Origin of the sequence: Psychromonas sp. SP041 (assembly GCF_000470315.2) — a bacterium.
Taxonomy (GTDB): domain Bacteria; phylum Pseudomonadota; class Gammaproteobacteria; order Enterobacterales; family Psychromonadaceae; genus Psychromonas.
The window spans coordinates 41,269-58,750 of the sequence record NZ_CBRF02000021.1 but is presented as its reverse complement, the minus strand read 5'-3'; the positions used below and the strand labels follow the sequence as shown (position 1 = coordinate 58,750).

Annotated in this window: 14 protein-coding genes and 3 tRNA genes; 9 read left to right on the top strand and 8 right to left on the bottom strand. The window is 35.9% G+C overall.

What is annotated here, in order from left to right; genetic code table 11:
• Positions 1-2: 2 nt before the first annotated feature.
• Genes SP041_RS12670 through SP041_RS12660 form a run of 3 tightly spaced genes read right to left on the bottom strand, consistent with a single transcriptional unit; the run spans position 3 to position 2,879 of the window.
• The gene (locus SP041_RS12670) at positions 3-1,283 is read right to left on the bottom strand and encodes a TRAP transporter large permease (RefSeq protein ID WP_025563354.1); all 1,281 of its coding nucleotides are present in this window, start codon (positions 1,281-1,283) and stop codon (positions 3-5) included.
• On the bottom strand, positions 1,280-1,813 hold the full coding sequence (locus SP041_RS12665; RefSeq protein ID WP_025563353.1) for a TRAP transporter small permease subunit: 534 nt from the start codon (positions 1,811-1,813) through the stop codon (positions 1,280-1,282). The genes SP041_RS12670 and SP041_RS12665 overlap by 4 nt, the downstream gene beginning before the upstream one ends.
• Position 1,814: 1 nt before the next feature.
• Entirely contained in the window at positions 1,815-2,879 is a 1,065-nt protein-coding gene (locus SP041_RS12660) for a TRAP transporter substrate-binding protein (protein WP_025563352.1), read from the bottom strand.
• A gap of 189 nt (positions 2,880-3,068) precedes the next feature.
• Between SP041_RS12660 and SP041_RS12655 the strand changes: the two genes are divergently transcribed.
• Positions 3,069-3,944, top strand: a complete 876-nt coding sequence (locus SP041_RS12655; protein WP_025563351.1) for a LysR family transcriptional regulator — start codon at positions 3,069-3,071, stop codon at positions 3,942-3,944.
• Positions 3,945-4,199: 255 nt separating this feature from the next.
• On the opposite strand, the gene SP041_RS12650 is transcribed toward SP041_RS12655, so the two are convergent.
• Positions 4,200-5,708: a serine protease gene (locus SP041_RS12650; protein ID WP_025563350.1), complete on the bottom strand. Its 1,509-nt coding sequence runs from the start codon at positions 5,706-5,708 to the stop codon at positions 4,200-4,202.
• A 553-nt stretch (positions 5,709-6,261) separates the two neighbouring features.
• Complete coding sequence (gene trmB, locus SP041_RS12645) at positions 6,262-7,008, bottom strand: tRNA (guanosine(46)-N7)-methyltransferase TrmB (protein WP_025563349.1); 747 nt, start codon at positions 7,006-7,008, stop codon at positions 6,262-6,264.
• A gap of 57 nt (positions 7,009-7,065) precedes the next feature.
• Between trmB and mutY the strand changes: the two genes are divergently transcribed.
• From mutY to SP041_RS12610, 7 genes are all read left to right on the top strand, one after another.
• Positions 7,066-8,199 carry an A/G-specific adenine glycosylase gene (gene mutY / locus SP041_RS12640; protein ID WP_081695349.1) on the top strand — a complete coding sequence of 378 codons (1,134 nt, stop codon included), beginning with the start codon at positions 7,066-7,068 and terminating at the stop codon, positions 8,197-8,199.
• 3 nt (positions 8,200-8,202) lie between these two features.
• A complete protein-coding gene (locus SP041_RS12635) occupies positions 8,203-8,472 on the top strand; it encodes an oxidative damage protection protein (RefSeq protein ID WP_025563347.1) in 270 nt (89 codons plus the stop codon).
• A 239-nt stretch (positions 8,473-8,711) separates the two neighbouring features.
• Positions 8,712-8,787, top strand: a tRNA-Phe gene (locus SP041_RS12630).
• A 70-nt stretch (positions 8,788-8,857) separates the two neighbouring features.
• Positions 8,858-8,933, top strand: a tRNA-Thr gene (locus SP041_RS12625).
• Positions 8,934-8,965: 32 nt separating this feature from the next.
• Positions 8,966-9,041 (top strand) — tRNA-Phe (locus SP041_RS12620).
• Positions 9,042-9,809: 768 nt separating this feature from the next.
• The gene (locus SP041_RS12615; protein WP_240791465.1) at positions 9,810-11,387 is read left to right on the top strand and encodes a phospholipase D family protein; all 1,578 of its coding nucleotides are present in this window, start codon (positions 9,810-9,812) and stop codon (positions 11,385-11,387) included.
• 160 nt (positions 11,388-11,547) lie between these two features.
• Entirely contained in the window at positions 11,548-12,357 is an 810-nt protein-coding gene (locus tag SP041_RS12610; protein ID WP_025565251.1) for a hypothetical protein, read from the top strand.
• Here SP041_RS12610 and SP041_RS12605 read toward each other — a convergent pair.
• On the bottom strand, positions 12,354-13,043 hold the full coding sequence (locus SP041_RS12605) for an SIMPL domain-containing protein (protein ID WP_037049706.1): 690 nt from the start codon (positions 13,041-13,043) through the stop codon (positions 12,354-12,356). The two genes, SP041_RS12610 and SP041_RS12605, sit on opposite strands and share 4 nt — an antisense overlap.
• 341 nt (positions 13,044-13,384) lie before the next feature.
• Here SP041_RS12605 and SP041_RS12600 point away from each other — a divergent pair, with 341 nt between their 5' ends.
• Positions 13,385-14,278 (top strand): fructose bisphosphate aldolase, encoded by an 894-nt coding sequence (locus SP041_RS12600; RefSeq protein WP_025565253.1) that lies wholly within the window; start codon positions 13,385-13,387, stop codon positions 14,276-14,278.
• Positions 14,279-14,377: 99 nt separating this feature from the next.
• Here the strand turns inward: SP041_RS12600 and fbaA are convergent, their stop codons facing one another.
• A complete protein-coding gene (fbaA, locus tag SP041_RS12595; RefSeq protein WP_025565254.1) occupies positions 14,378-15,454 on the bottom strand; it encodes a class II fructose-bisphosphate aldolase in 1,077 nt (358 codons plus the stop codon).
• Positions 15,455-15,576: 122 nt separating this feature from the next.
• Positions 15,577-16,749: a phosphoglycerate kinase gene (locus SP041_RS12590; protein ID WP_025565255.1), complete on the bottom strand. Its 1,173-nt coding sequence runs from the start codon at positions 16,747-16,749 to the stop codon at positions 15,577-15,579.
• Positions 16,750-17,482 lie beyond the last annotated feature (733 nt).

The window sequence follows — 17,482 nt, the reverse complement described above, 5'->3', positions numbered from 1 at the left end:
CCTTAATAGTTGTTTGGTAAATATAAAGCAAGACTAGGGAACATGATGAGTAAGAAAACCATAAACAACATGATTAGGACGTAAGGAATACTACCTATAATCACATCCATCATTTTTCCTTTTTTACGAGCTGAATTGACGACATATAAGTTCAATCCGACAGGAGGGGTTATTAAAGCCATTTCAACTAAAATAATCATTAATATGCCAAACCAAATTGGGTCATAGCCTATTTGAATAATGATTGGAACAACGATAGGAATTGTCGCTACCATTAGTGACAGCGTTTCAATAAAAAATCCCAATATAATATAAGTTAATATAATAACTAATAAAGTACCGATAGGGCTTAACCCCAATCCTTGTAACAGCTCTTGTAGAGCTCTCCCAAATCCTGAAGCTGTTAATGCAAAGTTAAGTACATAAGCACCAATAACGACTAACATAATCATTGATGTTATTTTAACCGTTCCAACTAAGCTTTTGATTAACATTTCAGTTGATATAACTGAGTAAGCAAACGAAATCACTAATGAAATAACGACGCCAATAGCAGCAGCTTCAGTTGGCGTAGCCCACCCCATATAAATAGAGCCGACAACACTTAAAAATAGAAAAAGAATGGGTGAAAGAGATTTAAGAGCAACAATTTTTTCAGACCAAGAGCTATGTTGTTTTGGACCGCCTAATTTAGGATAAAGACTACATAACACAATAGTAATGGCCATAAAAAGCAGCGCCATCATCATACCAGGAACAATACCAGCCAAAAATAACTTAGGAACAGAGCTTTCAGTTAAGAAACCATAAACAATTAAATTAATCGAAGGGGGAATTAAAATACCTAAAGTACCGCCAGCGGCTATAGAACCAGTAAAAAGTCTAGGGTCGTAACCTAATTTTTCACCTTGTGGTGTAGCGACCGTTGCGACTGTAGCGGCTGTAGCGACAGAAGAACCAGAGGTTGCAGAGAACATTGTTGCGGTAGCAATATTGGCATGTATCAATCCACCCGGTAACCAAGATACCCATGTATTCAAAGCGGCATAAGTTCTTTGAGCCACCCCACTACGAAGTAAAATTTCACCAATTAAGACAAAAAAAGGAATCGCTATCAATGTTGAATTATTTGATGATGACCAGACTATTTGCCCTAACCCCCTCATTAAAGGAAAGGGGCTAAAAAAAGTATCTACGCCAAAAGCTAATAAAAACAATACAATACCAACTGGGATAGAAAGAGCTAATAATCCCAACAGTCCCATTGAAGTAAATAAAATCATAAATCACCTCCAGTGCCGATATTCTTATCCACAATCTCATATTTCCCTTGGATAACTAATATTATTGATATGATTAACAGTACAGAAGAAGAAATAGCAAACCAGATCCATCCAGCTAACCAAATGCTTTGAGGTAAATAAAGAGGGATCTCCATTGCCGTGTTTGATAACGCACCGGATTTGAGAGTTTTACTTAATACTGGTATCGCATAATATGCTAAATAAACTGCCACGTAAGATAGTGCAGCTAAAGCGATTAAATCGAATAAAGAGCTAATTAATAAATTGCCTTTTTCACGTAAAAAATCAATTCGAACATGCGCTTTAACGGTCAATCCATAACATACACCCCAGCTAGTAACCGCAGCCATTACATAACCAGAAATTTCTTCTGAACCACTAAAAGAAATTCCGATCTCTCTTAATACAATATCAAGGATAATAAGAGTAATGCAGGCTAACAAAGCTAGACCTGCAATAACTGCTATCCCATTATTAATTTTCTTTAAAAAAGAAATAATGCGAATCATACTATTGAGCCTTATTCACTGAAATTTCTATACCCGCTGCATGCCCAACAGTTTTATTCCATCGTTGAATCCACTCACTTCCCGCGCGTTCAGCCCACTCTGGTAGCACTTTACTTTCTAAAATACCTTTAGCTTTTAGCATGTCTGACTCAGATATTTCGACTAACGTTAAGTTTCTAACATCTCCTTTAGAACAATTATCGTTGCCTGTTAAACAAGCAATATCATCATTTAACGCACTTTGAGCAGAGTCCCATACTGGTTTTTCAAATTTACTTTTAACTGACTCTTGAATAAAGTTTTGATTTTTTTCGCTTAATGAATCCCATTTATCCAGATTCATAGCAGTTACAACAGGATCCCATCCACCAAGTGGTAAATTCATCAAGTGTGTAGTAACTTCCCACCAGCCAGCGCTATAACCAGATCCAGCACCTGTTACGGCACAATCAATAACACCACGTTGTAATGCGCCAGGCACTTCCCCAAACCCAATATTGACACTTTGAGCATTAAGCGCTTCTAAAAATTTTGCAGTCATACGCCCGGACGCTCTAATTTTCAAACCCGCTAAATCACTTAATGATTTAACTTCTGCATTACAGAAAACAACTTGAGGAGGATAAGGAACAATAGCTAAGACTTTAGCATTGAAAGTATCTTTAAAAATGTCATCTATCATTGGTCTAGCTGCGTCGACGAGCTCTTTCGCTTTAGAGGCTGTATTTGCAATTAACGGAACATCTAATCCTTCCAGAGCAGGTGTATCCGAAACAGCATAATCGGCAGAAGTCATACCTATATCAAAAACACCATCTGCAAGCATTCGAAATACATCAGAACCGCCAATACCCATTTGATCAAGAGTTGTCATCGTAACTTTAAATTCACCTTTACTATCAGCCGGGATGGTTTCATTCCAAAAAGGATTCTCGTAAAGTTTATTAAGCGGTAAACTACTCCAGCTTCCTACTATAGAAAGTGTCTCATTTGCACTTACGTTCATGGATAATATCGCACTAAAAACTGAACCAGCTATAATTTTTTTTGAATTCCATTTGGTCATAATATTCTCTTCCTTTATCAATAGTTTTTTAAAATATTAACTTTACTCTGAGTGTTTTCTAACCTCTTTAAGACTCGAATTCAGTTTCGAGTTTAAACGTGATAATGTCAAACTATATTATTTTATCATTATTGATAACTTAAACCTTTCACGTAAATATTTAATAAAATTAAAGAATGAGAAAAAAATATGACATTCGATCAATTAAAAACATTTTTATGGGTCGCAAAGCTTGGTGTAATTAGACGAGCGGCACATGAAATGAATTTATCTCAACCAGCTATTTCAGCTCGTATATATGCGCTAGAAAGTGAGTTAGGAGTACAACTTTTTGAACGTCATAAAACAGGTGTTGTTTTGACTACAGAAGGTATTTTATTAAGGTCTCATGCAGAAAAAATAGAATCTTATATGGAGTTAATAAAATCAGAATTAACTCCAACTGAAGAAGTGAAAGGTCTTATTCGTATTGGGGTTGCAGAAACGGTTGCACAATCATGGCTATCCGATTTCCTAGCTGCATTAAGAAAACTATATCCTAAACTAGTTATCGAACTTTCAGTCGATGTAACAATTAATTTAAGAGAACAATTATTATCTAGGAATATAGATTTAGCTTTTTTGATGGGGCCACTACCAGAAGGTAATGTTGAAAATATTATACTGCCTAAGTTTAAATTAAACTGGTTTTGTAGTATTAATGAGGAGTCACCAGACCTTTCTAAATCACCTATATTTTCATTTTCTCGACTCTCCCGTCCTTATCAAGATATTGTATCGGAACTAATGCATCGTTATGGCTCCTTAGGGCAAATATTTCCTTCAAATTCTCTTTCAACGAGCTTTGAAATGATAGCTTCTGGAATTGGCATTGGTGCATTGCCAGCTCAACTTGCACAACGTTTTATAAATGATCAACGAATTAAAGTATTTGATCCTGGATGGGTACCTAACGATATACTTTTTACCGCATCATATTTAAATGATCCACGATCTGAAATCACACATAAAACAGCTATTTTAGCTGCAGAAATTGCTAATAAATATTCTAATTCGACCACATAATTAATTTTAAGAGCGTAAAGCACACTCGACAATAGCTTTAATTTATAATATTAAAAGCCATTTAATATTATATTTAAATTAACTAAAATGAGCTTTAAATCTATTAAATTAAAAATATATCAATTTATTTACACTGAAATAAAGCGCATTTAAGTTAATTTAATAAAGGAGGTTTTATTATTTGTAGAGCATAGAATTATATTCTAACGAACTCACATAAAAAGTAATATCTAAAAAACGGTAACTAAATTTCCATTATATTGTTTTTTCGTAGTCATTATTTTTATCACTCATTATATAATTATAAAGCATCAGCTTTCTACGCTGCCAAGCTACCAAACCCAATGCAAATAAAGAGATAAAACCTAAACTACCGCCGCTAGAACTGCTCGATGACGTTGCAGTAACATCTGTTGGCTCCGTTACATCATTGTCAGTTGTGTCATCAGTATCAGTTGAGTCATCATCTGAGCTATCACTTGAATTATCATCTGTCACAATAACCTCATCACCACTTGAATCATCTTCCACTATTACTTCACTATCGTCGCTCACTAATAAGGTTGCTGTAAACAAAGTATCTTCGTCAATCACATCTGTTAAATCAAATCTCATTTGACAGCTTGCTTCGTTATCCGAAGTCGAATACAGATAAGTATTACTACAATAATCACTAACGCTTAAACTGTCGCTATAAGCACTATCATCAAATGTTAAATCACCAATATCTAAATAACGATCTAAGTCTGAACCATATTGATAAACACTGATTAAACCTTCAGAAAAACGACCTTGATTAGTATCATAACTAGCAACGCCTTGCTCAACGACTTGCAGCCCGTCGATATTATCTAAAATCCAACTACGTAATTTACTAATCTTGGTATAAACACCTGGGTAGGTTGAGCATGTATTCCCACCCCAACTGACTAAACCCACTAAACTTAATTGACCATCAAGTGTTCTGAATACTGGACCGCCACTATCACCCGAACAGCTATCAATATCAGTACCATCTGAATAACCTGCGCAAAACATGTTGTCTGTCATTTTATTATATGAATTCCAATAACATTGGTTTTCTGGAATATAAGGCAAATCAACTTCTTGTAAGGTTGTTGGTATTTTTTCTGCTGGTGTTGCATTGTCATCCGCTGACGTTACACCGTAACCGATCGTAGTCAGTAAATTCCCTTCCTCAATATCATCAAATTGAGATGCGATTGTAAGAGCTGGCCCTGGTTGATAATAAGAAGCATCTAATTCAAGCAACGCAACATCATAATCAATGGTATCGACATCATAATTAGGTTGGATGACGATATTGTTAAGGTTATGAATCGTAACGCCTGCAGACTTTGCAGCTCTTATTGAAGAGTAATGAGTAGACTCGCCAATAATGAGACTATAATTCGATGTGTCGTAAGCAGTCGCACTCCCCTCTTCATCGTCGCTTTCATAAACACAATGTGCCGCCGTCGCCACCCAATTAGAGCTAATCAAAACGCCACCACAAATAAAACTATCCGAGTTATAAATAGCAACCATCCAAGGATATTCGCGTTCTACTGCATCTCCTCCAATAATATAAGCGGTAGGAATCGGTGAGTAGTTATCACTACCGGTCTCTGCTACAGCATTAGTTTCAATAGAGAATTTTAGTTGGTAACTCTGATAAGTATTCTCAGCAAAAGAATTAGATGAAAATGCGGCAAGACTCATTGCAAGGATAATGAGTGAATAAATTTTGTTGTTTAATGTCATAGTTATTTACTCATTGTGTAAATTATTTTATATGGATTATATTTTGTAGAGTTCAATTAATAATTTTTAGCTTACTTGTACAAGCGTTAACTTAAGTTAGTTAATAATAAAAAATAGCATTAATAAATGTAGGAATGTACAAAGAAAAAGGAAGCTAAAAAATAATAACAGATACAGATAAAATTTAAATGAAAATATAAAATAATTGTAAATTACATAACTTCAATAGACTGGCTTTTCAATAGGTAGGATTTAATTAATTTCTATTAATAAATGCATTGTTTTATAGATACCCGTTACCATTCAAAGCACAACATTCAACAAACAATGAAGTGAAGAGATACTAGGTAGTAAGAGGAAACTCTAAAGGGTTAAATTCTAACAATGAGGTGTTTACTTCGCAAATTGTTCTCTGAGTCATTAACTTGAACGGTAATGGGCATAGAAGGTTAAACAAAAAAACGAACTAGCTAAGTTCGTTTTTATATTCAAGATTGTTAGCTAAAATGAACATCATTAATGAGTGAAATGACATAACTTAAAAGCCAATAGCTTAACTTACACGCTCAAACAACAAATCCCATACACCATGACCTAAACGGTGGCCACGAGACTCGAACTTAGTCAGTGGGCGCCAATCAGGACGCGGTGCATAATCACCTTCTGTACTAGCATTTTTAAAATGGGTCGCAGCTTTCAATACTTCTAACATGTGCTCTGCGTAATTTTCCCAATCAGTCGCCATGTGGATAACACCACCAATCGCTAACTTAGGGCGCATATTTTCAATAAAAGCAGGCTGTACAATACGACGCTTATGATGACGCGCTTTATGCCACGGATCAGGAAAGTATAATTGGAATGTAGATAAGCTTTTATCTGGGATCATGAATTCTAACACTTCAACCGCATCATGATTCATTACACGTAAATTAGTTACGCTAGCTTCACCCGCATCGGCTAAACAAGCACCAACACCAGGACCATGTACTTCAATGCCTAAGAAATTTTTCTCTGGTGCACTTTGTGCCATTTCAATTAATGACTTGCCCATACCAAAACCAATTTCTAATACGACAGGGTTATCATTACCAAATAACTCACTAAAATTGATTTGTTTTTCTTGGTAATCAACGCCCATTGTTGGCCATAGATCATCAATTGCAGTTTGCTGACGTTTAGTCATGCGCCCTTCACGTTTAACAAAAGAACGAATTCTACGAATATATTTCTCTTTCGTGTTTTCAATGTTGTTTTCTTCTGTTCCATTATCTGTCGCAGACTGGTCATGCTCTGTCATTTTTTTACCTTTAAATTGATCGGCTATAACTGTAATTGGGCTAATTAGCAGTGCATTATGCAATGTTATATTAATTGTGCAACTCTGCTAGACTATAGCCCCCCCATTATTATCGAAGAGTTTCTAGTGAGTGAGTTGCATTTTAGCCAAAGAATCAATGATTGGCACCAACAACATGGCCGTAAAACCTTACCATGGCAGTTAGATAAAAGTTTGTATAAAACATGGGTTAGTGAAGTCATGTTACAACAAACTCAAGTGGCGACCGTGATCCCTTATTTTAATAAGTTTATGCGATCTTTTCCTTCTATTTCATATTTAGCTAATGCCCCTATTGATGAAGTATTACACCATTGGACAGGGTTAGGTTATTACGCTCGAGCACGTAACTTACACAAAGCGGCACAAATCGTTCGTGACCAGTTTGATGGGAAGTTTCCTGAAGAATTTGATGATGTGATTGCATTACCCGGTATCGGACGCTCTACTGCGGGTGCTGTCTTGTCATTAACGTTGAATAAACACTTTTCTATTTTAGACGGTAACGTAAAACGCGTGTTAACTCGCCATCAAAAAATTGAAGGTTGGACAGGTGAAAAGAAAGTTGAAAACCAACTTTGGACATTAGCCGATAAACTTACGCCTAAAACAGATACGAAGGTATTTAACCAAGCGATGATGGATATGGGTGCAATGATTTGTACTCGCAGTAAACCGAAGTGCGACCAATGCCCTGTCTCTACTGATTGTTTAGCATTAGCTGACGATTGTATGACGGCATACCCAACACCTAAGTCTAAGAAAAAAATCCCGACCAAAACGGCAGTGATGTTGGTATTAAGAAATAAACAGCAATCTATACAGCTTATTCAACGCCCTCCGACAGGGATTTGGGGTGGCCTTTGGTGCTTTCCCGAATTTATCGACAGTGAATCGGCATTAAATAGTTTAAAAGAGATTGGAATTACTGATTATCAAGCAACAGAGCTTGCGACTTTTCGCCATACATTCAGCCACTATCATTTTGATATATCGCCAATATTAGTTGAATTTAGTCAGCAAGAAACTGAACAAATCATGGAACATAATGGTCAGCTTTGGTATAACTTACAACAACCACAAAAAGTTGGATTAGCGGCGGCGACTAAAAAGATATTAAACACCGTTACTAAAATCACGCACAAGGAATAAATAATGTCTCGTACTGTATTTTGTACTTATTTAAAAAAAGAAGCGCCCGGTTTAGCATTTCAATTAATCCCAGGTGAAACTGGCAAGCGTATTTTTGAGAACATTAGCCAAGAAGCATGGGCGAAATGGCAACACAAACAAACGATGCTGATTAACGAAAAGAAATTAAACCTAATGAAAGCAGAAGATCGTGCACTTATTCAAGAAGCAATGGTCGGTTATTTATTTGAAGATAAAGATGTAGAGATTGAAGGCTTCACACCTAAAGATTAATTAAACTTAAACGAGGTGTTCAGATTTAAAGCATTTAACGTTCAAAGCACAAGCAAACACGTTAAAAACTTAATAAATCTGTAAAAATAGGTTGACGATAGACTCTAAAATCTATTTAATACGCCTCGTTCCTGCTTCATTGGCTCGGTCTGAAAACATAGACAGAGTTAATTAAGAATGAAACAATGCTTTATTAGCTCAGTCGAAAAGATTCAGACAGAGTTGAAAAGTAAAAAAATGCTTCGTTAGCTCAGTCGGTAGAGCAGAGGATTGAAAATCCTCGTGTCCTTGGTTCAATTCCGAGACGAAGCACCATTATTTAAAATATTATTGAAAAGATTTATTTCAATCAATAATAAGAGCGAAAGCTCAGAACGGTTTATGTGCCGACTTAGCTCAGTAGGTAGAGCAACTGACTTGTAATCAGTAGGTCACCAGTTCGACTCCGGTAGTCGGCACCATTTACAAATCATCGTAAGATGATAAAAGTTATGCTTCGTTAGCTCAGTCGGTAGAGCAGAGGATTGAAAATCCTCGTGTCCTTGGTTCAATTCCGAGACGAAGCACCATCATTCAAGCCACAATTATTAATTTAATTGTGGCTTTTTTGTATTTGCGCGAAAAGTCCTTGGTTTAACTCTTTATTTAAACCCTCGAGACGAAGCACCATCATTCAAGCCACAATTATTAATTTAATTGTGGCTTTTTTGTATTTGCGCGGAAAGTCCTTGGTTTAACTCTTTATTTAAACCCTCGAGACAAAGCACCATCATTTAAGCCCTAAGTATGAAAATACTTAGGGCTTTTTTGTATTTGCGTGGAAAATCCTTGGTTCAACTTTTAATTTAAACCCAGAGACAAAGGACCATCATTAAAGGATCGGCTTCAACATTATTTGCGGTTTTGTTTTCAACATAGCCAGTCATTTAAGGCTTTTGGGAAACACTTTAACGCAAGTTATTTTGTAACGATTCCTAAGCCACAATGATTAATTTAATTGTGGCTTTTTTTGTATCTAAAACGGACGAGTCCTTGGTTTAGCTTTTAGTTTAAACTCAGAGATAGAAGAACCTCACAATAAAACTCCCCTGCTACATCAAAAAAGCAATGAAACTATTAAAAGCTAAAGTTATAAAAACAGATAAATTAGAGTCCATTAATAAAATTCGATAGCCAGCCTTTAGTTTTGTTATTATTTAAATTCTCAATAAAAATAATTAGTACGCTTATTAACAGGTAACATTAATAAGCAAGATTAGTCATTAACATTAGCAACTAACAAGATTTATATCAGTCCTATGAAATATACGATGGTTATTATCAAGCAGGGAAAGCAATTGAATCAATTAACACAGCGATGCAATATTAATACTTTTAAAATAGTCACTTTAGTACTTAGCCTATTATTTCTTTCTGCATGCACACCTGCGCCAGAAAGATTTTCTAACGATAGCGAAGATTACTGTAAAGATATTAGCTTTCAGAAGAGCACTACGCTCACTGAGCAACTTGCAGCCTACTCTCACTATATCGAAGACGGAAAAACGGGTGTTTATGTCTTAGAGCAAGGCACAGAAGCAATGTTCACAAGAGCTTGGTTAAGTGAACATGCAGAAAAAACCATTGATGTGCAATATTTTATATTCTCTACGGATAACATTGGTTTATTAGCTATCGATTATTTGGTTAGAGCAGCTGAACGTGGCGTTAAAGTACGGATATTAGTTGATGACATCATGTTAGATGCTAAAGGTGATGAGCTATTAATACTCAATGCACACCCCAATATTGCTATTAAAATTTATAATCCACTTGTAAACACCGGTAAAAACATCGTACAAAAACTCACTAACCTAGTCACTGACTTTCATGCCTTTAATCAGCGTATGCATAATAAAACCTTTACCGTAGATAGTGCCGTTTCTATTACTGGTGGAAGGAATGTTGCAGATGAATATTTTGGTTATGATCATGAATATAATTTTAGAGATAGAGATACATTATTAATAGGCCCAACAGCCAATAATATTGAGCAATCATTTAATGAATTTTGGCAGCATAGTTTAAGCGTCCCTGTTACCGATTTATTAGCAGATAAAGCAACTGAAGAAGCATTTCAAAAAGAAGTGCCCAACTTTCAAAAACTCCATCAATACGCTTGTAATCCTACAAATTTTTTACCTGAAGTCAGAGCGCAAATAGAAGCAATGCCAGTCGCCTTTAAAAAAGCAGTGGATGATGGTGATGTTCATTGGTTAGATAACATTGAATACGTTTCAGATGCACCAGGTAAGAATGATGGAGAGGTCTTTTTAGGCGGAGGTGGTATCGCAACCAGCAAGTTAATTGCATTAATTACGCAAGCGAAGAAATCAGTCATTATTCAAACGCCTTATTTAATCACCACCGATTTAAGTAAAGGCATTTTAAAAACCTTAGTTGATAATGGAGTAGAGGTAAAAATATTAACCAATAGCCTCGCTTCAAACGATAACTTAGAAGCTTTTAGCGGCTATCAAAGAGATCGCGATGCTTTACTAAAGACTGGCGTTAGCATCTATGAATTTAAACCTGATGCCCAAATAAGGCAAAAAGTGATGTCGCAAGAGATGTCCAAACAATTAAAGCAGGCACCTATATTTGGTTTACATGCTAAATCAATGGTGATTGATGACAATTTAACTGTCATTGGTACCTTTAACTTAGACCCTCGTAGCGCCAATTTAAATACGGAAAGCGTTGTCATAATACCCTCTACAGCGATTGCTAAGAAAGTGAAAGCGGCCATGCTCGTTGAAATGCAGCCTGAAAACGCTTGGGAAGTAACACTAGATTGGAACCCTGACCATAAAGTGGATTTAACTAAGCGTTTAAAAGTTAAATCTAGAATAGTAGTACCTAAAAGTATTTTATAAAGTGAGTGAGCGTCGCCAATCATTAACATGCTTTAACTATTTTAACAAAACCATAAGAATACGTTAGACTGCGCTCCTGATGATTTTATTATATAGATAAACAATGGCTTACCAATTTCAGTTTAACCTTATGGTTAACGCAGTAGACAAGGTTACTTAGATGTTTTACGAGGGGACTGAAAAACGTTTATTAATCTGCACTAAAAGCCTTAACTTATTTGATTTTGACGATCAGTTTTGGCAACAGTTAGTTGTGAACTGCGGCGCTGAAATATTATCAAGTATTCAAAGCACTCAACTCAAAGCTTACTTGTTATCAGAATCGAGCTTGTTTGTTTGGCAAGATAAACTGTTATTGATCACCTGTGGTAATACACAATTGGTGAAAGCCGCTTTGTTTCTTCAACAAGAATTGACTAAGCAACAAATAAGTACACTGATTTTCCAACGCCATCAAGCGCTGAAACCTCAACTACAGAGCTCTAACTTTCAACAAGACACCTTGTTATTAGAAAAACAGTTTAATGGCCAGCAACAACACTGGAGAGACGATTACCAAGGTGATTTGTTTGTGTTCGGAGAAATATCAGAAAAGAATATTACAACACAAAGTATTTATATGTTGCATGGATTAAATGGCAAGCTAGCAACGAAGTTACAAACTGAAACCTTAGATAAACAACAAATCCTAGAAAAGTTAAAGCTCGACGTATTTTTTGATGATCTAATAATTGACCATTTTAGCTTTGAACCAAAAGGCTATTCATTAAATGCAATTTGCGGTGAAAATTACTTAGCCATTCATTTAACACCTGAGCAGCTAAGTACTTATTTAAGTGTTGAAACCAGCTTTCCTGCACTGCAATGCACTGATTTCATAACCTATTTACAGCAACTTTTTTTACCCAATGACCTTAAACAGCTTCACTTAAAGTCTGATAGTAAACGGTTAAATATCAGTGTTTTTTAATGATTTAATAAAAAAACCGCATTAACTTGCTCAGTAATGGTAATTTCATTATTTTGATAGCTAGGCACCATCTGGTCACTCTCCACCATACGCATCAAGACAGGCTGTGCATTATTAGTTTGGTAATTAATAGAGTACACATCACCTAAAGCTGCTTGATAACTTTTAGCGAGCCCTTTCGCTTTATTAATTGAGTCTTTCACCGCGAGATCACGTGCTTTTAACTGCCATTGAACAGGTTCTTTTAAGGCATAATTAATTTGACCAATATTAGAAATATCACTTTTAACCAAAATTTGTAAAAATTCATTTACCTTAGTTACATCGCCCAATTGATAACTTAAATTACGCGTCGCTTTAACACCGACAGGTGTACGTTTTTTCTCAATATATTCATACTCAGGACGCATTTGAATATCTGCACGCTTTAATAGCGCTTGGTCAAAACCACCCTTTTGTAACTTAGAAAGAATTTGTTGTACTTGTTTATCGACTTCTCGCTTTGCATCATCGCTATCGTTTTCAACAGCAATTGATTGGAACTCTATTTTCACTGTGTCTGGTTTTACTTGAATTTTAGCAATGCCTAAAACAGATACATGTGCTTTTTCTGGTAAATTACTCGCACTTACCCATGGCGTAGCAACAAACAAACAACTTACTAATAAAACGTTAAATATTTTCATTTTCTCTCTCGGATTAACAACAACCATTTATCATTATCTAATTGACTTATTTTTTACTAAAAAGTTTCATTAATTTATTAACAAAAAAACAAACTTTAAATAATAGCTCTATAAGTCAGTAATATTAACGATCTAACTTTAAAATAGATCAACCTAAACACTAAGATAAGTATAAATTAATTATCTACTGTTCGCTTTATTAATGTTAATTTAACTAATATTAATCAATATATATTGGGTTTAATAATACACTAGCCATTAAAGTTAATGATAATCATTTGCAATTAAGGAAAAGGATATATATATTGAAATGACGATAATTAGCCTTCTGAGATTTAGCCATGCAAACATTTGAAAAACAACTTAATAGATTTAAAACAGAATTAGGATTTATTGCTGCATTAGATCAAAGCGGCGGCAGTACTCCTACCGCACTTAAAACCTATGGCGTGAATGAAGACGCTTACAGTAACGATGAAGAGATGTTTAATTTAGTGCATGCAATGCGCTCTCGCATTATTACTAGCCCTTCATTTGGTGGAGATCGCGTCATTGGCGCCATTTTATTTGAAAATACATTAGATCGTGAAATCGAAGGTAAAGCTTCTTCACTTTATTTATGGGAAGAAAAAAATATAGTTCCATTCCTTAAAGTTGACAAAGGCTTAGAAGCCCAAGCTGATGGTGTGCAACTTATGAAGGACATTCCTAGCTTGGACGCGTTATTAAAAAAAGCAAAAGCGAAAGATGTATTTGGTACCAAAATGCGTTCAGTTATAAAACTAGCGGATCCAGTGGGAATACAGAAATTAGTTGAGCAACAGTTTAACGTTGCTAAACAAATTTGTGCAGCAGGTTTAGTCCCAATTATTGAACCAGAAATTGATATCCACAGTCCAGAAAAAGCAGCTGCAGAGGCACTATTAAAAACAGAGCTTCTAAAGCAATTAGATCTACTCAGCAATAATGAGTTAGTGATGCTAAAGATATCGTTACCTGAGTCAGCAAACTTCTATCAAGAGTGTGTTGCCCACCCTAATGTTGTGAAGGTTGTGGCTTTATCAGGGGGTTACCCGATTGAAGAAGCAAACAATCGATTAACCGAAAATAATGGGGTGATTGCTAGTTTCTCTCGAGTATTGACTAACAATTTATTTTCAGGACAAGCAGACATTGATTTCAACGCCGCATTATCTGCGACAATTGAGCCTATTTATACAGCGTCAAAAACTTAGGCTTTTTAAATAAGAAAGTGAACTGCAAAAAATGGCAAAAAAAAGCCAGCAATTAAGCTGGCTCTATCTACTTATAAAGTTAACCCAATAAGGGTTAAATTATAGTACGTCTACTGCATTAAGGTCAGAGAATGCTTTCTCTAAACGAGTAACCATTGATGCTTGACCTGCGCGTAACCATACACGTGGATCGTAGTATTTTTTGTTAGGCGCATCAGGACCCGTTGGGTTACCGATTTGACCTTGTAGGAAGTCACGGTTAGCAGCTTCGTAAACACGAACGCCATCCCAACATGCCCATTGTGTATCTGTATCGATGTTCATTTTGATAACACCGTAACCGATAGACTCTTGGATTTCTGCTTCAGAAGAACCAGAACCACCGTGGAATACGAAGTTTAATGAGTTTTCAACAAGACCGTGTTTTTCAGAAACGAATTTTTGAGAATCACGTAAGATTGTAGGTGTTAATTTAACATTACCTGGCTTGTATACACCGTGTACGTTACCAAAAGAAGCAGCGATAGTGAAACGAGGGCTGATTTTTGATAATTCAACGTATGCGTAATCAACTTCAGATGGTTGAGTGTAAAGTAAAGACTCATCCATATCAGAGTTATCAACGCCGTCTTCTTCACCACCAGTACAACCTAGTTCGATTTCTAACGTCATGCCCATTTTAGCCATACGCGCTAGGTAACGACCACAGATTTCGATGTTTTCTTCTAGAGGTTCTTCAGAAAGATCGATCATGTGAGAAGAGAATAGTGGCTTACCAGTTTCTGCAAAATGTGCTTCAGAAGCGTCTAGTAATCCGTCAATCCATGGTAGTAATTTTTTAGCAGCGTGGTCAGTATGTAGAATAACTGGAACACCGTAAGCAGCAGCCATTGCGTGAACGTGTTTAGCACCAGAAACAGCACCAAGTACAGCAGCTTCATGACCTTCAAGTTTAAGGCCTTTACCAGCGTTAAATACAGCGCCACCGTTAGAGAACTGGATTACAACCGGTGCTTTAACTTTAGCAGCAGCTTCAAGTACAGCATTGATTGAATCAGAACCAACAACGTTTACCGCTGGAAGTGCAAATTTGTTTTCTTTTGCAACTGCAAATACTTTTTGAAGATCATCACCAGTGATAACACCAGGTTGTACAACGTCTAAAATCTTAGTCATGAGATATATCCTATCTATTGTTAAAAATTAAATTGAGTCTAATTTTTTCTAATTCTTAGTTAATTATGTCACAAAGAATTCGTATAAAAAAGCGAGATAAAAATCTCGCTATAAACATTTGATTAATCGTTGGCACGTAATTCTAACATTGCCACAGCAGGCAACTCTTTACCTTCAACAAACTCAAGGAAAGCACCGCCACCCGTTGAGATGTAAGAAACGTCAGCTGTGATATTAAATTTATCAATTGCAGCCAATGTATCACCACCACCAGCAACAGAGAATGCATCTGAATCTGCGATTGCTTTTGAAATACCAGCAGTACCCGCTTCGAAGTTTTTAAATTCAAATACGCCAACTGGGCCATTCCAAAGAATTGTTTTTGCATCTTTTAAGATAGCCGCTAGAGCAGCAGTTGAATCTGGACCTAAGTCAAAAATCATATCGTCATCTTGCACGTCAGCAACGTTTTTAATAACCGCTTCAGCATTTTCATCGAATGCTTTTGCACAGGCAACGTCAGTTGCAACAGGAATTGCACAATCAACCATTAGTTTCTTAGCTGTTTCTACTAAATCAGCTTCGTATAATGATTTACCAACATTGTGGCCTTGTGCCGCGATAAATGTATTTGCAATACCGCCACCAACAACCAGTTGGTCAGCAATTTTAGATAAAGACTCTAAAACTGTTAATTTAGTTGATACTTTAGAACCACCAACAATGGCAACTAATGGACGAGCAGGGTTATCCATTGCTTTACCTAGCGCTTCAAGTTCTGCAGCCAATAAAGGACCAGCACAAGCAACAGGAGCAAATAGACCAGCACCGTTAGTAGAAGATTGAGCACGGTGAGCCGTACCAAATGCATCCATTACGTAAACGTCACATAACGCAGCAAGTTGCTTAGATAATGTTTCATCGTTTTTCTTTTCGCCTTTATTAAAGCGAACATTTTCAAGCACAACAACTTCACCAGCATTTACTTCTACGCCGTTTAGGTAGTCAGTTGCAAGACGTACAGGTACATCTAATGCTTCATTTAAGTAATCAACAACAGGTTGTAGAGAGAATGCTGCATTTTCTTCAGCTGAAGCACCTTCAGTAGGACGACCTAGGTGAGAAGTAATCATTAGTTTCGCACCTTTTTCTAGTGCTAACTTGATTGTAGGGATAGAAGCACGAATACGCGCATCAGATGTAACTTTACCGTCCTTAATTGGAACATTAAGATCTTGACGGATAAATACACGTTTACCGGCTAAATCTAGATCAACCATTTTTTTTACTGACATGATGTGTCCTCTCATTTTATTTGAAAACTATAGAATTCTTATTTCTTACCTGCCAATTAGCAGGCTCAGCTATCACACAGTCTGAAGTGCAACATTGTCGAACTGTTCTTTAATACCGAGCGCATTATAAACCAAACTGTTTGTTACATCGATCACAAATAACAGTGGTATGTAATTTACCTTTTTAGTCAGCTGCAATGGTTTGATTTGAATCATTTAATAACGCGCTTTTTATGAAAGATAACGAATCAAATTTAAAAGTTAGTAAAGACAAAGCAACATTTTATGTAAATAATTGTTCTTTTTTATGAAAAGACAAACATAATGATTGTTTATTTAAAAAGAAAATTAATAAATTATTAAGTGGAACCAACAATCACTATTAAGCGAAATTGGTATAGTTATTAAGTGAAGTCAACAATAGTTATCAATCAGAATTGTTATAGTTATTAAGTGGAGTAGATATAAAGGTTAAATGAAGTTGGTGTCGCTAATAAAGAAAGTCAGTATAACAATGAAGTGAAAGTGCTATAAAAATGTTCGTTATATAGCATAGAAACAAGAACAGGCTTTTAAAGAGTAATGACTTACCTGCCCTCTTCAGTTATTAATGTTTAGCTATCAATGTTTAGTTATTAATGTTTAGTCATGAATGTTTAGTCATGAATGTTTAGTCATGAATGTTTAGTCATGAATGTTTAGTCATGAATGTTTAGTCATGAATGTTTAGTCA

Excerpts from the sequence above, each read along its gene's own strand:
- SP041_RS12670 (WP_025563354.1), bottom strand. The coding sequence starts at position 1,283 with ATGATTTTATTTACTTCAATGGGACTGTTGGGATTATTAGCTCTTTCT.
- SP041_RS12665 (WP_025563353.1), bottom strand. The coding sequence starts at position 1,813 with ATGATTCGCATTATTTCTTTTTTAAAGAAAATTAATAATGGGATAGCA.
- SP041_RS12660 (WP_025563352.1), bottom strand. The coding sequence starts at position 2,879 with ATGACCAAATGGAATTCAAAAAAAATTATAGCTGGTTCAGTTTTTAGT.
- SP041_RS12655 (WP_025563351.1), top strand. The coding sequence starts at position 3,069 with ATGACATTCGATCAATTAAAAACATTTTTATGGGTCGCAAAGCTTGGT.
- SP041_RS12650 (WP_025563350.1), bottom strand. The coding sequence starts at position 5,708 with ATGACATTAAACAACAAAATTTATTCACTCATTATCCTTGCAATGAGT.
- trmB (WP_025563349.1), bottom strand. The coding sequence starts at position 7,008 with ATGACAGAGCATGACCAGTCTGCGACAGATAATGGAACAGAAGAAAAC.
- mutY (WP_081695349.1), top strand. The coding sequence starts at position 7,066 with ATGCAATGTTATATTAATTGTGCAACTCTGCTAGACTATAGCCCCCCC.
- SP041_RS12635 (WP_025563347.1), top strand. The coding sequence starts at position 8,203 with ATGTCTCGTACTGTATTTTGTACTTATTTAAAAAAAGAAGCGCCCGGT.
- SP041_RS12610 (WP_025565251.1), top strand. The coding sequence starts at position 11,548 with ATGTTTTACGAGGGGACTGAAAAACGTTTATTAATCTGCACTAAAAGC.
- SP041_RS12605 (WP_037049706.1), bottom strand. The coding sequence starts at position 13,043 with ATGAAAATATTTAACGTTTTATTAGTAAGTTGTTTGTTTGTTGCTACG.
- SP041_RS12600 (WP_025565253.1), top strand. The coding sequence starts at position 13,385 with ATGCAAACATTTGAAAAACAACTTAATAGATTTAAAACAGAATTAGGA.
- fbaA (WP_025565254.1), bottom strand. The coding sequence starts at position 15,454 with ATGACTAAGATTTTAGACGTTGTACAACCTGGTGTTATCACTGGTGAT.
- SP041_RS12590 (WP_025565255.1), bottom strand. The coding sequence starts at position 16,749 with ATGTCAGTAAAAAAAATGGTTGATCTAGATTTAGCCGGTAAACGTGTA.